Annotated in this window: 12 protein-coding genes and 12 tRNA genes; 9 read left to right on the top strand and 15 right to left on the bottom strand. The window is 37.4% G+C overall.

Translation table 11 applies throughout. The features are described 5' to 3' along the window. Window positions 1–260: 260 nt before the first annotated feature. From phsA to B6258_RS01300, 5 genes are all read left to right on the top strand, one after another. Window positions 261–2,540: a thiosulfate reductase PhsA gene (phsA, locus tag B6258_RS01320; protein ID WP_099073760.1), complete on the top strand. Its 2,280-nt coding sequence runs from the start codon at window positions 261–263 to the stop codon at window positions 2,538–2,540. 14 nt (window positions 2,541–2,554) lie between these two features. Further along, the gene (locus B6258_RS01315; RefSeq protein WP_023581663.1) at window positions 2,555–3,133 is read left to right on the top strand and encodes a 4Fe-4S dicluster domain-containing protein; all 579 of its coding nucleotides are present in this window, start codon (window positions 2,555–2,557) and stop codon (window positions 3,131–3,133) included. Beyond that, entirely contained in the window at window positions 3,130–3,909 is a 780-nt protein-coding gene (gene phsC, locus B6258_RS01310; RefSeq protein WP_099073759.1) for a thiosulfate reductase cytochrome B subunit, read from the top strand. Before B6258_RS01315 ends, phsC begins: the two co-directional genes overlap by 4 nt. Window positions 3,910–4,184: 275 nt before the next feature. Further along, complete coding sequence (locus tag B6258_RS01305; protein ID WP_240531503.1) at window positions 4,185–6,326, top strand: TonB-dependent receptor; 2,142 nt, start codon at window positions 4,185–4,187, stop codon at window positions 6,324–6,326. Between the two features lie 12 nt (window positions 6,327–6,338). Next, window positions 6,339–7,385: an ABC transporter substrate-binding protein gene (locus B6258_RS01300; protein ID WP_099073758.1), complete on the top strand. Its 1,047-nt coding sequence runs from the start codon at window positions 6,339–6,341 to the stop codon at window positions 7,383–7,385. 590 nt (window positions 7,386–7,975) lie between these two features. Here the strand turns inward: B6258_RS01300 and B6258_RS01295 are convergent. From B6258_RS01295 to B6258_RS01245, 11 genes are all read right to left on the bottom strand, one after another. Beyond that, complete coding sequence (locus B6258_RS01295; protein ID WP_088495080.1) at window positions 7,976–8,278, bottom strand: helix-turn-helix domain-containing protein; 303 nt, start codon at window positions 8,276–8,278, stop codon at window positions 7,976–7,978. A 2,191-nt stretch (window positions 8,279–10,469) separates the two neighbouring features. After that, a tRNA-Val gene (locus B6258_RS01290) sits at window positions 10,470–10,545 on the bottom strand. Between the two features lie 14 nt (window positions 10,546–10,559). After that, window positions 10,560–10,635: transfer RNA gene (locus B6258_RS01285), tRNA-Lys, on the bottom strand. A gap of 30 nt (window positions 10,636–10,665) precedes the next feature. Next, window positions 10,666–10,741: transfer RNA gene (locus B6258_RS01280), tRNA-Lys, on the bottom strand. Window positions 10,742–10,781: 40 nt separating this feature from the next. Then, window positions 10,782–10,857, bottom strand: a tRNA-Lys gene (locus B6258_RS01275). 38 nt (window positions 10,858–10,895) lie between these two features. Then, window positions 10,896–10,971, bottom strand: a tRNA-Lys gene (locus tag B6258_RS01270). 41 nt (window positions 10,972–11,012) lie between these two features. Further along, window positions 11,013–11,088 (bottom strand) — tRNA-Val (locus B6258_RS01265). 43 nt (window positions 11,089–11,131) lie between these two features. After that, window positions 11,132–11,207: transfer RNA gene (locus B6258_RS01260), tRNA-Val, on the bottom strand. Window positions 11,208–11,250: 43 nt separating this feature from the next. Continuing rightward, a tRNA-Val gene (locus tag B6258_RS01255) sits at window positions 11,251–11,326 on the bottom strand. Between the two features lie 39 nt (window positions 11,327–11,365). Next, window positions 11,366–11,441: transfer RNA gene (locus B6258_RS01250), tRNA-Val, on the bottom strand. A 39-nt stretch (window positions 11,442–11,480) separates the two neighbouring features. After that, window positions 11,481–11,556 (bottom strand) — tRNA-Val (locus B6258_RS01245). Window positions 11,557–11,877: 321 nt separating this feature from the next. On the opposite strand from B6258_RS01245, the gene gltX reads away from it, so the two are divergent. The 3 genes from gltX (at window position 11,878) to B6258_RS01230 (ending at window position 13,632) form a co-directional block, all read left to right on the top strand. Next, the gene (gene gltX, locus B6258_RS01240; RefSeq protein ID WP_099073757.1) at window positions 11,878–13,296 is read left to right on the top strand and encodes a glutamate--tRNA ligase; all 1,419 of its coding nucleotides are present in this window, start codon (window positions 11,878–11,880) and stop codon (window positions 13,294–13,296) included. A 157-nt stretch (window positions 13,297–13,453) separates the two neighbouring features. Then, a tRNA-Ala gene (locus B6258_RS01235) sits at window positions 13,454–13,529 on the top strand. Between the two features lie 27 nt (window positions 13,530–13,556). After that, window positions 13,557–13,632, top strand: a tRNA-Ala gene (locus B6258_RS01230). 259 nt (window positions 13,633–13,891) lie between these two features. Here the strand turns inward: B6258_RS01230 and B6258_RS01225 are convergent. The 4 genes from B6258_RS01225 to zipA all read right to left on the bottom strand — a co-directional run bounded on the left by B6258_RS01225 (window position 13,892) and on the right by zipA (window position 18,797). Next, complete coding sequence (locus tag B6258_RS01225) at window positions 13,892–14,107, bottom strand: DUF3820 family protein (protein ID WP_099073756.1); 216 nt, start codon at window positions 14,105–14,107, stop codon at window positions 13,892–13,894. A 166-nt stretch (window positions 14,108–14,273) separates the two neighbouring features. Continuing rightward, a complete protein-coding gene (locus B6258_RS01220) occupies window positions 14,274–15,458 on the bottom strand; it encodes a NupC/NupG family nucleoside CNT transporter (protein WP_099073755.1) in 1,185 nt (394 codons plus the stop codon). 227 nt (window positions 15,459–15,685) lie between these two features. Next, a complete protein-coding gene (ligA, locus tag B6258_RS01215) occupies window positions 15,686–17,713 on the bottom strand; it encodes an NAD-dependent DNA ligase LigA (protein ID WP_099073754.1) in 2,028 nt (675 codons plus the stop codon). A 55-nt stretch (window positions 17,714–17,768) separates the two neighbouring features. Beyond that, window positions 17,769–18,797, bottom strand: a complete 1,029-nt coding sequence (gene zipA / locus B6258_RS01210; RefSeq protein WP_099073753.1) for a cell division protein ZipA — start codon at window positions 18,795–18,797, stop codon at window positions 17,769–17,771. 223 nt (window positions 18,798–19,020) lie between these two features. On the opposite strand from zipA, the gene cysZ reads away from it, so the two are divergent. Beyond that, on the top strand, window positions 19,021–19,791 hold the full coding sequence (gene cysZ, locus B6258_RS01205; protein WP_099073752.1) for a sulfate transporter CysZ: 771 nt from the start codon (window positions 19,021–19,023) through the stop codon (window positions 19,789–19,791). Window positions 19,792–19,922: the final 131 nt, after the last annotated feature.

Below are 19,922 nucleotides of genomic sequence, written 5' to 3'. Positions count from 1 at the left end.
ACAACAACTACTATATCCATTAAAATCCCTGACTCCCTCTCCAATCTTTTATAATAGCATTCAATAAAAGAAAATAATTCTCATTTAATTTTGTCTATTTTAGTTAATTTATTTAGTGACATTTATTAACTTCTTATTCTCTATTATTTATTATTTACAACTAACTTATCACTTATGGATTAATAAAATGGAGACGCCATCAAATATTTATTTAACCGTCCGTATATAATATTTAGCTATAAGAAGAAACTGGAGGTTATATGAGTATTAGTCGTCGTTCTTTCATTAAGGGGATGGGGATAGGATGTGTGGGTTGTACCATGAGTAGTTTACCACCGGGTGCACTTGCATTTAATCCTGTAGATTCTCTTAAGGGTCAATCAAAATTAACACCTAGCCTGTGTGAAATGTGTTCTTATCGTTGTCCGATAGAAGCTCAGGTTGTTAACAACAAGACCGTTTTTATCCAAGGAAATCGAAACGCTGAACATCAAGGTAGCCGAGTTTGTGCAAGAGGCGGAAGTGGTGTTAGCTTAGTTAATGATCCAAACCGGATTGTCAAACCCATGAAACATAAAGGTCCCAGAGGGGCTGGTGAATGGGAAGTGATAAGCTGGGAACAAGCTTATAAAGAAATTGCCGAAAAGATGAACACCATAAAACAAAATTATGGTGCGCAAAGTATCTCTTTTTCATCTAAATCAGGTTCACTCTCTTCTCACCTTTTCCATTTGGCCGCTGCGTTTGGCTCTCCAAATACTTTTACACACGCTACCACTTGCCCAGCGGGTAAAGCCATTGCTGCATCCGTTATGATGGGTGGTGATCTTGCAATGGATTTAGCGAATTCTAAATATATTCTCTCTTTTGGCCATAATCTTTATGAAGGTATTGAAGTTGCAGAAACTCATGAATTAATGACAGCACAAGAACGTGGTGCAAAATTAGTCAGTTTTGACCCTCGTTTATCTGTTGTTTCAAGTAAAGCAGATGAATGGTTTGCGATCCGCCCAGGCGGGGATTTACCTGTTTTAATGGCAATGTGTCATATCTTAATTAAAGAAGATCTCTACGATAAAGATTTCGTTGAGAAATTTACTGTTGGTTTACCACAATTAAAAGAAGTTCTACAAGACACAACGCCTGAATGGGCTCAAGCACATTCTGATGTTCCAGCTAAAGATATTGTTCGTATTGCTCGTGAGATTGCAGCCAAAGCACCTCACGCACTGATTATGCCTGGTCACCGCGCAACTTTTAATAAAGAAGAAATTAATATGCGCAGAATGATCTTCACCTTCAATGCGTTACTCGGCAACATTGAACGTGAAGGCGGTATGTATCAGAAAAAAGCCGCGACAAAATACAATAAATTAGCTGGTATTCATGTTGCGCCTGAATTAGCAAAACCAAGCGTGAAAGGTATGCCTGAAATTACGGCAAAACGTATTGATGCAACAGCGCCTCAGTTCAAATATATCAATAAAGGCGGCGGTATCGTTCAGTCTATTATTGATTCAACATTAGAAGGCGTACCGTATCAAACAAAAGCATGGATTATGTCTCGTCATAACCCATTCCAAACAGTAAGTTGTCGCCCTGAGCTAGAAAAAGCCGCACAGAAATTAGACTTAATTGTTAGCTGTGATGTTTATTTAAGTGAAAGTGCCGCTTATGCCGATTATCTTTTACCTGAATGTACCTATTTAGAACGTGATGAAGAAGTTGCTGATGTTTCAGGTTTAAACCCAGCTTATGCATTACGTCAGCAAGTTGTTGAACCTATTGGTGAGACTAAACCAAGTTGGTTAATTTGGATGGAACTAGGTAAAGCATTAGGATTAGAAGCTTGTTTCCCTTGGGAAAATATGGGCGTAAGACAGCTTTATCAAGTCAATGGTAGCGAAGAACTTTATAAAGAGATGCATAAAAAAGGCTATATCTCTTATGGCGTTCCACTGTTATTACGCGAACCATCTTATGTAAAAGCCTTTGTTGAGCAATATCCAGATGCCATTAAGCATGTTGATAGCAACAATACAATGGAAAAAGCACTCTCATTTAAATCACCAAGTGGTTTAATTGAAATCTACTCTGAAGAATTAGAAAGCCGTTTAGAAAACTACGGTATTCCACGCTTCCACAACTTCCCATTAAAAGAAAAAGACGAGCTTTATTTTATTCAAGGTAAAGTCGCCGTTCACACTAATGGTGCAACACAATACGTACCATTATTAGCTGAATTAATGTGGGAAAACCCTGTTTGGCTTCACCCTGAAACAGCTAAAAACCATGGAATTAAACATGGTGATGAAATCATTCTGGAAAATAGTATAGGCAAAGAAAAAGCACATGCTTTGATCACTGAAGGCATTCGCCCTGACACCGTATTTGTTTATATGGGATCAGGTGCAAAAGCAGGTGCGAGAACAGCAGCGACTACAACAGGCGTTCACTGTGGCAACTTATTACCTCATGAAATTAGTCCTGTATCAGGTACTGATGTGCATACATCAGGTGTCAGAATTAGTCGGGCTTAAGGAAAAAAATAACGATGAACAATAATGATAAACAATTTGTCATGTTACATGATGAGAAACGTTGTATTGGCTGCCAAGCTTGTACTGTCGCGTGTAAAGTCATCAATGACATTCCAGAAGGATTTAGCCGACTTCAAGTCCAAATTCAAGGTCCTCATGACGACGAAGCGGGTAATCCACATTACCAATTTTTCCGTGTTTCTTGCCAACATTGTGAGGATGCACCTTGTGTTTCTGTTTGCCCTACTGGTGCCTCTTTTATTGATGAAAATGGTATCGTTCAGGTGAAAAAAGAGTTGTGTATCGGTTGTGATTACTGTGTTGGTGCTTGTCCTTACCATGTTCGTTATATCAACCCAATGACGCATATCGCAGACAAATGTAATTTCTGTTCTGATACTCGATTAGCTGAGGGTGAATTACCAGCATGTGTATCGGTATGCCCAACAGATGCACTTGCTTTTGGTCGCATCGACTCACCTGAAATTCAGGCATGGATCAAACAAAAATCCGTTTATCAATACCAATTAGATAATGTCGGAAAACCAAGTTTATTCCGTCGTAAAGAAATCCATCAGGGAGATAAAGCATGACTAGTATCTGGGGAGCAGAACTCCATTATACGCCAGATTATTGGCCTGTATGGTTAATGGCAGCAGGTTTATTAATCGTTGCTATGATAGCAGTATTAGTTATTCATGGTTTACTACGCTATGCCCTTGCACCAAAACACACTGGTCATTATGAAGAAGAGCGAGTTTATTTATATTCTAAAGCAATTCGTTTTTGGCACTGGGGTAATGCTTTACTGTTTATCCTATTACTATTGAGCGGGTTTTTAGGGCATTTCTCTATCGGAAATGTCACTTCAATGGTGCTATTACATAAGATCTGCGGTTTTGTTCTTATCGCATTCTGGATTGGTTTTATCCTGATTAATTTAACGACCAGTAACGGTGTCCATTACAAAGTAAGATTTAATGGATTAATTGGTCGTTGTATCAAACAAGCTCGCTTTTATCTTTACGGTATAATGAAAGGCGAACCACATCCTTTCGCAGCAACTGAAACTGATAAATTTAACCCACTTCAACAACTCGCTTACTTAGGTGTGATGTTTGGTTTAGTGCCGCTGTTACTTGTTACTGGATTACTATGTTTATATCCTGAAGTACTTGGTGAAGGCTATTGGATGTTAAAAGCACACTTAGTATTAGGGATCGTGGCATTAATGTTTATTTGTGCACACTTCTACTTATGTACACTGGGGGATACTTTTACTCAAACATTCCGTAGCATGGTCGATGGTCATCACCGTCACCAGAAACATGATGATCATGGTTCTGTAGCAGAAAAAACAGAGCATTAATTTCTCAATATCCCTTCTGTTATGTTTCATTTTCTAAAATGCCCGGTTAAACGGGCATTTTTTGATCTTAATTCAGAAACAATTTCATAATCTTATTATTAGCAAATATATCATTTTATTTACATGTTATTCGGTGTATAGTCGGCGCCCATCCTCGTTATATACATGTTTATACAATGATATACATTGCATTACATTTGCGATGAGCATCGTTGTATAAATTTTTTAATATCGATGGATTTAAATAACTAAAAAATACATTTTGGGAGTCTATCGTGAAGAAATTTATCATTTCGACAATAGCTTGTGCTATAGCACAAACATTAGCTATATCAGCAAGTATAGCCGCTGAAAATGCTGAAAAAATCGTCGTTACTGCACAACCAGTGAATAATAGTGAAGCCGGTGCTGGATTTGTTACTCGTGAAGTTGATATGGGGCCATTAGGCGAGAAAAAATGGCTAGATACACCTTACACAACAAATACTTTTACTCAATCTATGATTGAAAATCAACAAGTTACCAGTGTTGCGGATATCTTAAAATATAATGCTTCTTCCCAAATGCAAGCTCGCGGAGGAATGGATGTTGGACGTCCTCAAAACCGTGGGATGCAAGGTAATGTTGTTGCTAACTCCCGCTTAGATGGTGTAAATATTATTTCTACCACAGCTTTTCCTATCGAAATGCTTGAGCGTGTGGATATTATAAACGGTCTAACGGGTTCACTTTATGGGCCAGCAAGCCCAAGTGGACAATTCAATTTCACTCAAAAACGTCCAACCTTAAAACGTTTAACTTCACTTAATGCAACTTATGTCAGCGATAATCAATTTAAAGGTCATCTTGATTTAGGTGGTTTTATTGATGACAACAACACTTTTGGTTATCGCATTAATCTAATGCATGATGAAGGTAAAGGTTATGTCGCAGGTAGCAAAACACGTCGCCAGTTAATCAGCACTGCATTTGATTGGAATATCTCTTCTGATACCGTGTTAGAAGTGAATTTTAGTGATTATTGGTTTAAAAAAATGGGCTTCCCTGGTGCGTTTTCGTATTCTAAAGATGTCACCAAATTACCTGATGCGCCAGATCCAACGAAAGCGGGCTATGGTCAAGCTTTTGCGGGTGTTGATCTTCACACCAGAACGGTCAGTAGCCGATTAAAGCACGATTTTAACGAAGATTGGCAAATGAGCGCAGCAATTGGTTATCAAACCGCTGATCGTGGGTTTCGTTCTGTCTCTAACCAATTAACTAATGATGGTAAGCAATTCCAACAAGAATTATCCGTTCCATCAACTTATGGTCGTTTTACTGTTTTAAGTCATTCTGTCAATGTTAATGGTCATGTGATGACCGGCACACTTTCTCATGATTTAGTTCTCGCCACTAGCGGTTATCGTTGGGATATTTATGGTGCAAATGGTAGTGACCGTAAATTCCCATTACCAACTCAAGACATCAATAATCCTCATCGCTACGATGATCCTTCTAATGAAGGCTTCTATACAGGTGCTGCTCGCACTAAAAACAGCCGCTCTCAAGTTCAATCCGTTACTTTAGGCGATACCGTTACCTTTAATCCTCAATGGTCAGTAATGGGATCATTAAGCCAAAACTGGATCAAAGAAACGTCTTATCGTGCTGGTGGTGGAAATCACACTGAAAATGGTTTAAGCCCTGCTGTCGCATTAATGTTTAAACCTATTCCTGAAGTGATGACTTATGTTTCTTATGCCGATTCATTAGAAGAAGGTGATGTTGCGCCAGATAACGCTAAAAATAAAAATGAAGTGCTAAAACCTTATCGCAGTGAACAGTGGGAAATGGGGGTTAAATCGCAAATTGGTGACCTTAATTTAAATGCGGCTATTTTCCAATTAGAGCGCCCTTTTGCTTACGCTGGGGAAGATAAAATATTTAAAGAACAAGGTAAACAACGTAACCGTGGGTTAGAGCTTATTGCTAACGGAAAAGTCACTGATGAACTTTTCGTATTCAGTAGCATGACATGGTTAGATCCAACATTAACTAATACAGGTAATGCGAAAACTCAAGATAAAGACGTTGTGGGTGTACCAAAATACCAAGCTAATTTATTAGCTGAATACCATTACCCTACTTTGCCAAATGTTATCTATAGCGCCAATATTCATTACACAGGTAAGCGTGCCGCTAATACCACCAATACAATGTGGGCAAAAGCCTATACTACGCTCGATCTAGGTGCTCGTTATCAAACACAATATTGGGATAAGAAAACGACCTTCCGCCTCAATTTAGATAACGTGACTAATGAGCATTATTGGGCATCTATTTTCTCAGGTAACCAAAACGGGGCTATTGGTGGGGCTAATGCCTTCTTAGGTACACCTCGTCAAATATCTGCATCTGTTAGCATTGAACTCTAAGAGGATCACAAAATGTATCAAGGGTTTTTCAAAACCCTGTGCATTACATTACTGGGAGCTTTGGCTCTCAGTATCTCCTTTAATGTACAGGCGCAAAGAGTTGTTCAATATTATCAAAACCAATCCATTACGGTTCCTGATTCGCCCGAAAGAGTCGCTACAAGTTGGAATGCTCAAAATGCGATCCTTGCTATGCTTGGGGCGGGAGATAAAATTGTTTCCACAACTGACTTGGTCAAAACTATTCCCTTTTTTACTGAGATTGTCCCAGCAATAAAAACAGCTTCAATATCCAGTAAAGGTAATAATGACACACTAAATATCGAGACATTAATCATTAGCCAACCACAAATCTTTTTTGCAACAGGAAAGCTATCTGATGCACAAATGACAGCGCTAAAAAATGCAGGGATCAGTGTTGCATTATTAAAATCAGGTTCAATGGATGCGTTGCTAGAAAGAACGTTGATCACGGGTGAGATTTTGGGTTCAAGTAGCCACCAATTAGCAAAAGATTACTTGGCCTACTTTCAGCGTAATAAATCGCTTGTAAAAAGTGCGGTAAGCGAAATAAGTGCCAATAAACCAATGAAGGTCTATCATGCTTTTGGTTCACCATTAAGAACATCAGGCTCGCCTTCACTAAATCATGATTGGATAGCGCTTGCAGGCGGTGTTAACGTGGCAGAACATTGGTTTGATAATGTACCAAGCCGAGCAGGTGATGTTTCCTTAGAACAAGTTATTCATGCCAATCCTGATGTCATTATCACTATGTATGCAAGAGACACTGAAATCATTAAAAATGCACCTGAATGGCAATCTATTACTGCGGTACGTGAAGGTCGAGTTTATACAAATCCTAAAGGTTTATTTTGGTGGTGCCGTGAAACCACAGAAGAAGCCTTACAATTTTTATGGTTAGCAACTGTTTTATATCCAGAACAAACAGCGCATATTGATATCTCTAAAGAGACTCAGCAGTTCTATAAAACGTTTTTTAATATCACCCTCACCGATCAGCAGCTCGAACTCATTCTTAAACCACTCAAAGACTAATTGTTACCGCCTCTTCATATTCACGATGAAGAGGCAACAATAATCCACTCTAATGTAATACTAACTATCATTATCCAGATAGTCATTTAATGATAAATACTTAATTTTTGATCTGATAACCTATTTTCACCAACGCGCACATTTTGCTTTTATCATATTAACATTCACTCCTTTTAAATTTATTGGTGTGATATGCATAAGTTATACGTTTAATCACTTCAAAAATGTTATCAGGAGGTGAAATCGTAGTCGGTAATATAAGAAGTAATTTTATGGGTAGCTTATTCTAAACAAGCATTAATTGACTGGTTTTTTCGCATACAAATAAAGACGAGTATATATTTCTCCAAGCATGAAAATCTCAATTCATTTGCAATACAATTATTCTTTTTTTTGTAAAAATTAAAAGTTCTCATTCTCTATAAACGTAAAATGCCCTAATCAGGGCATTGGTTTCATATAGAGGCTTTATTTCATATATTAAGAAAATTCTTATTATCAACTAGCTAAAGAGAAATACATATATATAAGAATTATCTTACTCAATTTAGTTATTCTAAAATGAGTTGCTTTCTAATTTAAGAATATTATTAGAAGATAGAAAGAGCCTTGCTATCGAAATGAGCTGGAATATGTTGTTCATTACGCTCAGTTTCTTGAGTCATTCCACCTGTTACTTCTTCAAAGAAGCTACCAATATTAACGCCTAGTACTTCAAGTACTCTAACTAAGCAATCAATATCAATACGATTTACACCACGCTCATAACGAAATAACTGTTGTTCACTAATATCAATCTCTTTTGCTAACTGAAATACAGTATAACCTTGAGATTTTCTTAATGACTTAATTTTTTGTCCAACAGCATAAGCGACTGGATACTTGCTACTCATAATATTGTTCTCGCTTTTCACTTTGATTGATATCTAATTTTATAATGGTGTGTTCCTGCTCAATAATATGTAAAACTATATATTATCGAGGACACCTTTTTGTTTTAATAAAATATTATTTTTAGTAGATAAGAAATATTACAATTCATAACATGACTTATCATATGTAAATAATATACTACGCATTTAAACACTTTCAACCAGTCAAAAAAAGACAATGCAAACACAATGGTTTACTCATACTAGTAAACAATACTTAGGATAATGATATATATCCTTTATTTTCATATAGTTAAAAAATTTTATTTATAAAATCACGCTTTTTTTTCTTAAACTTTACTCATTAATTAGAATTATCATCTAGCAAAATCCTGATTTAAAGTTTAATCATTTGAATTGTGCAAAAATAAATCAACTTATATCAGTCTAATTTATTTAAAATAATAAATTAACCTCATAAAGGTGACGATTTTCTTATTTTTATTAAATAGCTTAAGCAATATCAATGAAATCTGAGAAGTTGATAAACAAAAAAATATTACACTTAAAATCAATAGGTTACAAAACTTACATTAAAACAAAGATATAGATCACACTTTAAACATTTGTTAATTAATTTATATAAGTATAAACCCTTACTCTTTCAACTAAATATATTTTTAGAACCACTATTCATTATTACTCTAGAATAAATAAATAATAGATTTAATTACTCATTTTTTTTGAATTTTTATTAATGAATAACTTATTTTAATTTCCAATTAGATTAAAAATTTTCTTTGTTAAATAGAAAAAAGGCGAGTATCAATATAAATATTTTTTGTTTTATCAGTGAGTTATTCGAAGATTATGCTTATTATCATAAAAGTCGCTTCTTTTATGATCACTCAATACTATTCTTTCTTTTTCACTCAAATACGCGCATTTGGTATATTGCAAAAATAGAGTTATCGTCACATATTAAGTCAAATTCGCAAGGGAATGAACTGTTAAATATCAACTTTAGCATGATCTAATTTTGTTAAAAAAAGCAAAAATCAACCTTTTTACATCCTAAGTAATTACACCTATTCCATATAAGAGTTATTCTTAGGCTAAAATAAACATTAATATTTTTATATAATTTATATTTCCGCTAAATGCACAAATTTCTCCATTTTCCGTAAAAAATGAAATTAACCACTTCAGGACAAATCAATTACTGATTAAATAAGTGCTTTTTGCTTTATATCATTTATTATTCAGTTCATTGTGACGAAAAGATTGATAAATATCAAATTTTAAATTTAATTGCTTTTAAATCAAATAATTAAACAAAAATTTTCGCTCTATCATATCGTCAGAAAAGAAGAATAAAAAAGATAAAACATCATTATATTTAATGTTTCTTGTTGTTAGTACTATCTCACGCTTTATAAAAAATAAGAAAGATTAACTATAAATCTCAATTTTTGTCTTTTAATCTTCTGAATTTTTTCTTAAAAAATAAGTATCACATATTTTTCAATACCGCTTTAAAATGTTTTAACTTGCTCATTTTATGAGAGATTTTTCTCATAGAAAGTGTTCGAATAATTTATAACAGTGCATCTAAGGTTATTTAATTTTATTAATAAACTGAAAATACCGATATCTACTCTCAAAAGGAGTAGATTTTTCTTTTTCATTTAGAATAATTTTTTTTATCTTTCCGGATCAAATTTGAACCGCACTCAAAAATAAATACATATTTTCTACTGAGAAAAATTCTTCATGCAAAATGATTAAGTTAACAATAGAAGAGCGACTTTCTTTTTAAGCGACTCCACTTTAAATGATAAAAATATGACAGGATGTAAAAAAGCGTAACAAAGAAACTTATTTATGTTCTCTTTTCACAAAAAAAAACAATGCAATAGCAAGTTAAAACCGCCTTAGAAATTAATAATTCCAAAGAAACACTGGGTATTGTCTTGAGTATAAAAAGATGATGCCAATACAAGGGCTAGGAAAGAGCATGCGTGTAAGTATATGCGGTCATGAGTGAGGCCATACAATAAGTAAGATGCGAATAGAACAGCTGATACAGAGAAAGCGATTGAGGCTTAAAAGATGCGACTAGGCTGCAATAACATCAGTATTAAAAACTAAATCATTTTTGTTGATTATTTTAGAGAATTGCTAGGAATACAAATAAGAAGAGATAAAGAAGTGGTGGGCGGTATTGGGCTCGAACCAACGACCTCCTCCTTGTAAGGGAGATGCTCTACCAACTGAGCTAACCGCCCGCTTTATTATTAAATGGTGGGTCGTGGGCGATTCGAACGCCCGACCAATTGATTAAAAGTCAACTGCTCTACCGACTGAGCTAACGACCCATTTCAATAAAAACGGATGGTATTCGAAAATGGTGGGTCGTGGGCGATTCGAACGCCCGACCAATTGATTAAAAGTCAACTGCTCTACCGACTGAGCTAACGACCCATTTAATAATTTTGCGTAAATCTGTAAGTAGCGTTGTGAATGGTGGGTCGTGGGCGATTCGAACGCCCGACCAATTGATTAAAAGTCAACTGCTCTACCGACTGAGCTAACGACCCGTCACAATGTTCACTACTTTATGTTGTATTTTTAGGAATGGTGGGTCGTGGGCGATTCGAACGCCCGACCAATTGATTAAAAGTCAACTGCTCTACCGACTGAGCTAACGACCCATACCTAAATGTGTGATATTGCGCGAAATAACCGGATGAAGTGGTGGGCGGTATTGGGCTCGAACCAACGACCTCCTCCTTGTAAGGGAGATGCTCTACCAACTGAGCTAACCGCCCACTTCATGATGACTAAATTCTCACTACCACGCTTTAATGTAATTGGTGGGCGGTATTGGGCTCGAACCAACGACCTCCTCCTTGTAAGGGAGATGCTCTACCAACTGAGCTAACCGCCCACTTCATGATGACTAAATTCTCACTACCACGCTTTAATGTAATTGGTGGGCGGTATTGGGCTCGAACCAACGACCTCCTCCTTGTAAGGGAGATGCTCTACCAACTGAGCTAACCGCCCAACTACACTAAATCATACAACTTATCACAACGAAAATAATGGTGGGCGGTATTGGGCTCGAACCAACGACCTCCTCCTTGTAAGGGAGATGCTCTACCAACTGAGCTAACCGCCCAACTACACTAAATCATACAACTTATCACAACGAAAATAATGGTGGGCGGTATTGGGCTCGAACCAACGACCTCCTCCTTGTAAGGGAGATGCTCTACCAACTGAGCTAACCGCCCGTCGTGATGGGGTGCATTATAGGGATACTGCGCTATGAGTCAACGATTTTTATCAGTTTTTTATCGTGAAAATGATCGTTCGTTTTATTTTTAGTCAAGATGCTTTTTTTAGCACCATAAGTGACACAGCAATTAACCAAAGTAATCCTACGGATACTCTTCGTCAAACAAAAAATCATCAATTTGAAAATTTTATCTCTGTTAAAAGCTTAATGCCATTGAGGAATTAGCATCCAGTGATAAAATAAGACAACCATTTCGTTTTTTTGATAATCACGATTACTTATCTATATATAAGTAAGACGTACAAAGGCAATCCCAATGAGTAAAATAAAAACCCGTTTTGCACCAAGTCCTACTGGCTATCTACATGTTGGTGGTGCGCGTACCGCACTTTATTCCTGGTTATATAGCCGTCACAATAAGGGCGAATTTGTACTGCGTATAGAAGACACCGATTTAGAACGTTCTACACAGCCAGCCATCGATGCAATCATGGACGGTATGAATTGGTTAAATCTGAATTGGGATGAAGGTCCTTATTATCAGACTAAACGCTTTGATCGCTATAACCAAGTGATTGATCAAATGCTATCTGCGGGTACGGCATACCGTTGCTATTGCTCTAAAGAGCGTTTAGAGCAACTACGCGAAGATCAAATGGCGAAAGGTGAAAAGCCTCGTTACGATGGTTGTTGCCGTGGTGGTAACCATAATCACAGCGCTGATGAACCTCATGTTGTGCGTTTCTTAAACCCACAAGAAGGTTCTGTTATTTTTGATGACAAAATTCGTGGCCCGATTGAATTTAGTAACCAAGAACTTGACGATCTGATTATTCGTCGTACTGATGGTTCTCCAACTTATAACTTCTGTGTTGTTATTGATGACTGGGATATGGAAATCACTCACGTTATTCGTGGTGAAGATCATATCAACAACACACCTCGCCAAATCAATATTCTCAAAGCATTAGGTGCACCTGTACCTGAATATGCCCACGTATCAATGATTTTAGGTGATGATGGCAAAAAACTATCTAAACGTTATAACGCAGTCAGCGTAATGCAATATCGTGATGACGGCTATTTACCAGAGGCACTATTAAACTACTTAGTACGTTTAGGCTGGTCTCACGGTGACCAAGAGATCTTTACTATTGATGAAATGATTGAACACTTCACTTTAGAAGCTATCAGTAAATCAGCAAGCGCATTTAATACTGATAAACTGCTTTGGTTAAACCATCACTACATCAATACACTGCCAGCAGAGAAAGTCGCTGTTCATTTAGATTGGCATATCAAGCAACAAAATATTGATACCAGCAATGGTCCATCATTAGTTGAGCTGATCAAATTATTAGGCGAACGTTGTAAGACATTAAAAGAGATGGCTGAAAGTTGCCATTACTTCTATGTTGATTTCGAAACCTTTGAAGAAACTGCCGCGAAAAAACATTTACGCCCAGTTGCTCGTCAACCATTAGAAGTTGTTCGCGATAAGTTATCAGCAATTACAGAGTGGACAGCTGAAAATGTTCACCAAGCCATTCAAGATACTGCTGATGAATTAGAAGTGGGAATGGGCAAAGTGGGTATGCCGTTACGTGTTGCTGTAACAGGTGCAGGCCAATCTCCTGGCTTAGATGTTACTGTTCACGCTATTGGTAAAACTCGTAGTATTGCACGCATTAATAAAGCATTAGACTTTATTACTGAAAGAGAAAATCAAGCTTAATTACCACGTTAATCTTGCTTATTAAGAGAGATACATTCCTAAAATAGGGAATGTATCTTTTTTTTGTACTCTTTTTCAGCAATCAATAAATAATGTGAGATTAACTGATTGACAGTATTGTGCTTGTTGCCTATTATCAAGCCCGTTCCAGTATGTTGGGGCTATAGCTCAGTTGGGAGAGCGCTTGCATGGCATGCAAGAGGTCAGCGGTTCGATCCCGCTTAGCTCCACCAATATACTTCTAGAACAATCCAATATGTGGGGTTATAGCTCAGTTGGGAGAGCGCTTGCATGGCATGCAAGAGGTCAACGGTTCGATCCCGTTTAGCTCCACCAGAATTTTAAGATCCTGAAGAGAAATCTTCGGGATTTTTTGTTTTCTACTCCCTCCACTTTTTAATATCGCAGATATGCCCATATTCAAGCATAAAAAATGAATGGCCTGATCATATTAACTTTAGTTAACATAATGCATGAGTGGCATATTTATGAAAAAGAGTGAATTAGAAAATGTATTGTCATTATTTATTGAATTAAATCAGAAAATCATTAATGCATTAACACCTGAAAAATCAGGTGTGGATAATCCTTAACATCACCGCTTTAATGGCTTTAATAGCCCTTCTAAACCTTCAATTTTAATGGCAAGGGTCATTTCCATCAGTTGCCCCAACTTCCCTTCAGGAAACGTTCCTTTCCTTGCAAACCATAGTAGGTACTCTTCTGGTAAATCCACCAGCATTCGCCCTTTGTACTTACCAAATGGCATTTGTGTGTTTGCTATATCGATAAGGTGCTGTTTCTCTAACATGTTCTCTACCTCGTTGTTAGTGAAAGTATAAAACCGATTATAGGGTAATTTAAAGATAAAAAAAGCAGTACCCAAAGGCACTGCTTGATTTTCGGTTACTTGGTTAACAAGTGACTCCGTTTACATTGTTATTTTATTCACATGCTATCTGTTTTATCTTCAGAGATTAAACAAACAGACCTGCGATAGCTGCTGATAAGAAGCTTACTAATGTAGAGCCGAACAGTAGTTTCAGACCGAAACGAGAAACAACATTACCTTGTACTTCGTTTAAACCTTTAATTGCACCTGCAACAATCCCGATTGAAGAGAAGTTAGCAAATGAAACTAAGAATACAGATAAGATACCCACAGAGCGTGGTGTTAACTCAGAAGCGATATCTTGTAAGCTGCCCATTGCAACAAATTCATTAGAGACTAATTTCGTTGCCATCACACTACCAACACGTAATGCATCTTGTTCTGGCACACCAATTACCCATGCTAATGGATAGAAAACATAACCTAAACAATCTTGGAAGCTGATACCAAAAATCATACTAAAAATCGCATTCACAGCAGCGATTAATGCAATGAAACCAATCAACATTGCAGCAACGATTAATGCAACTTTGAAACCCGCTAAGATGTATTCACCTAACATCTCAAAGAAGCTTTGGCCTTCATGCAGACTCCCCATTTGAATATCTTCTTCATTCTCAACCGAATATGGGTTAATCACAGAAAGAACGATAAATGTACTGAACATATTCAGTACCAGAGCAGCAACAACGTATTTTGGATCTAACATTGTCATGTATGCACCAACAATTGACATTGATACTGTCGACATTGCTGTTGCAGCCATTGTGTACATACGACGCTGAGACATTTTGCCTAATACGTCTTTATAGGCAATAAAGTTCTCTGACTGACCAAGAACCAGTGAGCTCACTGCGTTGAATGATTCCAGTTTCCCCATACCGTTCACTTTAGAAAGCACAGTACCGATAATGCGGATCACGAAAGGTAATACTTTGATATGTTGAAGAATACCAATTAGTGCAGAAATAAAGATAATTGGACATAAAACATTCAGGAAGAAGAATGCTAAACCACCTTTCATCATGCCACCGAACACGAATTCAGTACCTTGTGCGGCATAACCTAATAAGTGATCAAATAATCCAGCGAAGCCACGAACAAAGCCTTCACCAACATCAGAGTTGAGGAAGAACCATGCTAATGCGATTTCAATAACTAATAACTGCACGATATAACGCAGACGGATCCCTTTGCGGTTGTTACTCGCAACGAATGCTAATGCGCCAATAACGGCGAGTGCTAAAACGAAGTGAATGATAGAGGACATGCATGCTCCAAAAATAAAAATAAATCTTGTAGAGCATTTTATGTAACGCGTAACATTAGGATGTGACTATTGTCACAATCTCATGAAACCGCATACACACTATTTATTAAATAAGATAGGTTGATCACACTTTGAAAGTTACTTAAGGAACATCAAATGTAAATTTGGCTTAAGTAAAAATGCCACTGAGAAGGTTTCCCAGTAGCATTTATTAAATATTAGAATGATTATTTCGATTGATCAAGTAATCGTATCATTTCATCTTCATCGATAACGGTTATCCCTAATTCGTTAGCTTTCACTAACTTAGAACCAGCCGCTTCACCCGCAATCACCATGTCGGTTTTTTTAGAAACACTTCCACTCACTTTTGCGCCTAACGCCACTAATCTGTCTTTTGCTTCATCACGCGTTAACTGTGAAAGTGACCCAGTTAACACAACGGTTTTACCTGCAAAAGGATTATCACCCGCTTCATGAGTCACAATAACAGGTGCTTGCCATGTAATACCAGCATCATTGATCAATTGATCAATAACCGTTCTATTGTGTTCCTCTTGGAAGAAATTAACGACATGTTTAGCCACGACATCGCCCACGTCAGGGACTGATTTTAGAGCGTCAACATCAGCATTTCGTAATGCATCAAGGGTTGAGAAATGCGTTGTCAATCCACTTGCTGTTGCTTCACCGACTTCTCTAATACCAAGTGCATAAATAAAACGTGCAAATGTCGTTGATTTAGCCTTATCTAAAGCCGTGATCAGTTTTTTAGCTGATTTTTCGCCCATTCGCTCTAAACCAGATAGGATTTTCTCATCTAAACGGAAGAGATCTGCGGGTGTTTTGACATATTCTTTCTCAACCAACTGGTCGATAATTTTATCCCCCATTCCATCCACATCCATAGCTCGACGTGAAACAAAATGTTTAAGCGCTTCTTTACGTTGCGCTCCACAAATTAAGCCACCAGTACAACGTGCAACCGCTTCGCCTTCAATGCGCTCAACATCAGAATCACAAATAGGACAATGTGTTGGAAAGATAATTTCTTGAGCATCATCAGGGCGCTTTTCTTCAATCACACTGACAACTTGAGGAATAACATCACCTGCTCGACGAATAACTACAGTATCGCCAATGCGTATCCCTAAACGTTCAATTTCATCAGCATTGTGTAACGTTGCATTGCTCACAACAACACCAGCAACTTGAACGGGCTCTAAACGAGCAACAGGTGTAATCGCACCAGTACGTCCTACTTGGAATTCAACATCTTTGATAATCGTCATTTGCTCTTGAGCTTGGAATTTATAAGCAATGGCCCAGCGCGGTGCTCTTGATACAAAACCCAGTTCTTCTTGCCGTGCAATATCATCAACTTTGATAACAACACCATCAATATCAAAACCTAAATTAGGACGAACTTCTTCTACATGGTGATAAAAATCAAGTACTGCTTTGCTACCAGTGCAAAGTTTTACAGCATCGCTAACAGGCAATCCCCATTTTTTAAATTGTTGTAGGCGCTCATAGTGGCTTGTAGGTAATTCGCCACCTTCGAGTACACCGACACCATAGCAGAAAAAGGTTAATGGACGTTTTGCTGTAATACGAGGATCAAGCTGTCTTAATGAACCAGCAGCGGCATTACGAGGATTAGCAAAAACTTTTCCACCAGTACGGCGCGCTTCCTCGTTTAAATACTCAAAGCCTTTTTCATTCATAAAAACTTCGCCACGAATTTCAATACGAGCAGGAATATCCTCACCATATAAACGCAGTGGAATGGCTTTGATCGTTCTCACATTCTCTGTGATATTTTCTCCTGTTGTACCATCACCACGCGTTGCCGCTTGTACTAATACTCCATTTTCATAAAGTAGGCTGACTGCCAATCCATCTAATTTTAACTCACAACAGAAAGTGATCTCTTCACTATTTTTTAAACGATCACGTAAACGCTTATCAAAAGCCAGATAGCTTGTTTCATCAAAAGCATTATCTAAGGAGAGCATCGGAATTTCATGTCTCACTTGCTCAAATGCTGTTAGAGGTAAGGCACCAACTCGCTGTGTAGGCGAATCAGAGGTAATTAATTCAGGATGTTCAGCTTCTAATGCTTTTAGCTCATTCATTAAGCGATCGTATTCAGCATCAGGTATTTCAGGTGCGTCCATGACATGATAGAGATATTCATGGTGACGTAGCGTAACGCGAAGTTTATCAATTTTTTGTTGAGTGTTTTTATTCATGATTATCACCAAAGAAGAAAAACCCCCGCAAGCGGGGGCTTTTTACAGACAAAAGCTATTGATTTAAATCTAGCGTCCTGCGGATCCTAGATTTATAAAGCTCGATTTTTTGTGGTGTTAAGAGTTTGCGTTCATCATCCAGCACAACACCACCTACATCAGATGCTATACGTTGAGCCGTAAGTAACATCAATTTAAAGTTTTGGTTAGCATCACCATAAGATGGCACCATCATAAACATCGATACACCGGGTGTCGTTAATTCAGCCATCGTATCAATGTTAAATGTTCCTGGTTTCACCATATTCGCTAAACTAAACAACACTGGCCCATTCGCTGTTGGATTGATATGACGATGGAAAATATTCATTTCGCCAAACTGAAATCCAGCTTGAATGATACTTTGCATCAACGCTTCACCATCCAGCATTTGACCATGATGTGCGCTTACGTTTAGAACAATAACCAGCTCTTTCTCTGCTTCTGTTGCTTGCGCAGCAGATTCAGCCTTTGGCTCTTCAGCCTGAGCATGATGCGAAGCCTCAGTTTCAACAGAAGTCACATGAGCCGTTGTCTCTGAAATTGAAGGCTCAAAACTTGCAGATGGGCTTACTGTATTAACGTGTGATTTTATTTCACTCGCAACATTAACCACAGGAGCTTGTTTTGGCTCATCCCTAACAATGGGTACAGGCTCTTTTTCAATAACATCAAAAACACCAAGACTAGGCTCTTGCTGTAATGAAGTATCATGAGAGTTCCCTTTTGTATCGGTTTCAGACATTAATGGGTCGCTATCTGCCACTGAAATTTCAGGTTCATGTAGAGGCTCCGATTTTATCGGTGGCTCACTCTCCCGCTTTTCAGTAGAGGATAAAGTTGATGTCTGATGATTAACCTCAGCATATTGTGGTTCGTCATCGTTCTCATCTGACTGATAATTCTGTTTCTGACGTTTTACTGGGCGATTACGGAAAAGCTTAGAACGCTCTTTTCGACCAATCCATAAGCCGTGTAATAACAAAGCTATGATTAAAATCGCACCAACAACGATTAATATCAGACGCAAATTTTGCTGCATCATTTCTATCTCTGTTGTCTTGAGGTTTAATAGCCACGTTGGCAAATATTACTTTTTACTAAGAGTATTTGCCAATGCTCATAAGTGCAAGCCAATACTTAATTTTCTTGTCACAAAGATACACACATCAATCTCTTATGCGCATTTTTTAGACAATTCATGACTAGTAAGGCTGATTATCTCCCTATATGATACTAGCTTGCCCTCATTGGAGAGAATAGGAAGTATGACAAATTTGACAGAAACGAATAAAAATTTAAATGGATTTCATTATTTTGCTCTTGGTTGGCGTTTAATTACACGCAAAGGGCTGAAACGTTTTGTTATTTTACCCCTACTTGCCAATATTATTATTCTCGGAAGCGCTTTTTGGTGGTTATATGGTCAAATTGGTGGCATGGTTAATTGGATGATGGAAAAAGTGCCTGATTGGTTACAGTGGTTGAGTTATTTAATCTGGCCATTATCCGTTATTTTTATCTTATTAGTGTTCACTTATTTCTTTAGTACCTTAGCCAACATTATTGCTTCTCCGTTTAATGGATTATTGGCTGAGAAACTAGAAGGCCAAATAACGGGCGTTACTCCACCAGATACGGGTGTTGCAGGTATATTGAAAGATGTTCCACGTATTTTAAAACGAGAGCTAACTAAAATAGCTTATTATTTACCTCGCGCTATTGTCTTGTTATTGCTCTATTTTATTCCGGCTATTGGACAAACTGTTGCTCCTATTTTGTGGTTTGCTTTTGGTGCTTGGATGATGGCAATTCAATATAATGACTTCCCATTTGATAATCATAAAATTTCATTTGCAGCGATGAAATCTTCACTTAAGCAGGACAAATGGAATAATCTTCAATTTGGTATGGTTATTAATATTTTCACCATGATCCCTATTCTAAATTTAGTCATCATGCCAGTTGCAATCTGTGGTGCAACCGCAATGTGGTGCGATCGTTATCGTAAACAGCATGTGCAAGATGGACAGTGGTAAATCTAATTTAGCGACGTATCGATAAAGATAAAAACCCCCCGTTTAAATTAATGAACTGACCCCAGTTTATTGGACAGTTTAAATTAGTTAGGTAAAGACTGAGTTCGGTATTGAACTGGACTCAGTCCTTT

This window comes from Proteus alimentorum (assembly GCF_002607735.1).
Lineage (GTDB): Bacteria > Pseudomonadota > Gammaproteobacteria > Enterobacterales > Enterobacteriaceae > Proteus > Proteus alimentorum.
This window is presented reverse-complemented; position numbering and strand designations above follow the sequence as displayed.

Bases quoted from the DNA above. Each gene is read 5' to 3' on its own strand.
- phsA (WP_099073760.1), top strand. From the start codon at position 261: ATGAGTATTAGTCGTCGTTCTTTCATTAAGGGGATGGGGATAGGATGT.
- B6258_RS01315 (WP_023581663.1), top strand. From the start codon at position 2,555: ATGAACAATAATGATAAACAATTTGTCATGTTACATGATGAGAAACGT.
- phsC (WP_099073759.1), top strand. From the start codon at position 3,130: ATGACTAGTATCTGGGGAGCAGAACTCCATTATACGCCAGATTATTGG.
- B6258_RS01300 (WP_099073758.1), top strand. From the start codon at position 6,339: ATGTATCAAGGGTTTTTCAAAACCCTGTGCATTACATTACTGGGAGCT.
- B6258_RS01295 (WP_088495080.1), bottom strand. From the start codon at position 8,278: ATGAGTAGCAAGTATCCAGTCGCTTATGCTGTTGGACAAAAAATTAAG.
- gltX (WP_099073757.1), top strand. From the start codon at position 11,878: ATGAGTAAAATAAAAACCCGTTTTGCACCAAGTCCTACTGGCTATCTA.
- B6258_RS01225 (WP_099073756.1), bottom strand. From the start codon at position 14,107: ATGTTAGAGAAACAGCACCTTATCGATATAGCAAACACACAAATGCCA.
- B6258_RS01220 (WP_099073755.1), bottom strand. From the start codon at position 15,458: ATGTCCTCTATCATTCACTTCGTTTTAGCACTCGCCGTTATTGGCGCA.
- ligA (WP_099073754.1), bottom strand. From the start codon at position 17,713: ATGAATAAAAACACTCAACAAAAAATTGATAAACTTCGCGTTACGCTA.
- zipA (WP_099073753.1), bottom strand. From the start codon at position 18,797: ATGATGCAGCAAAATTTGCGTCTGATATTAATCGTTGTTGGTGCGATT.
- cysZ (WP_099073752.1), top strand. From the start codon at position 19,021: ATGACAAATTTGACAGAAACGAATAAAAATTTAAATGGATTTCATTAT.